Source organism: Virgisporangium aurantiacum, assembly GCF_016863635.1.
GTDB lineage: Bacteria > Actinomycetota > Actinomycetes > Mycobacteriales > Micromonosporaceae > Virgisporangium > Virgisporangium aurantiacum.
In genome coordinates this window covers 1-615 of the sequence record NZ_BOPG01000207.1, presented here as the reverse complement: position 1 = coordinate 615, position 615 = coordinate 1, and the positions used below count along the sequence as shown (strand labels likewise).

The window sequence follows — 615 nt, the reverse complement described above, 5'->3', positions numbered from 1 at the left end:
TGCTGTTGGACGATGTGATGCGGCTCTACCAGGCCCACCTCGACGGCACCACACCCGACCTCCCACACCGCCCCCCATACCGCAACTACCTCACCTGGCTCGCCAACCACGACACCACCAACACCGAAACCTACTGGCGACACACCCTCACCAACATCACCGAACCCACACCCCTACCCACCACCACCAACCCACAACCCGGCCACACCGAAACCCGCCGAGAACTACCCACCAACCTCACCACACAACTCACCCAACTCGCCCGCCAACACCACCTCACCCTCAGCACCATCATCCGCGGCGCCTGGGCCATCCTCCTCCACCACTACAGCAACCACAACCACATCCTCTTCGGCGCCACCGTCTCCGGCCGACCACCCGACCTACCCGGCGTCGAAAACATCATCGGCCTATTCATCAACACCATCCCCATCACCGCCGACCTCACCACCAACCCAACCATCCTCGAACTACTCACCACCCTCCAAACCCAACACATCAACCACACACCACACCAACACACCCCCCTCACCGACATCCACACCTACAGCAACATCCCCACCGGAACACCCCTCTTCAACACCATCATCGTCTACGAAAACTACCCCGCGGGCC

1 protein-coding gene is annotated in these 615 nt (G+C 61.3%); it reads left to right on the top strand.

The window, feature by feature from the left end:
• Nucleotides 1-17: 17 nt before the first annotated feature.
• A partial coding sequence (locus Vau01_RS63070; protein ID WP_239153171.1) for a condensation domain-containing protein occupies nt 18-615 on the top strand: 598 nt, incomplete at its 3' end.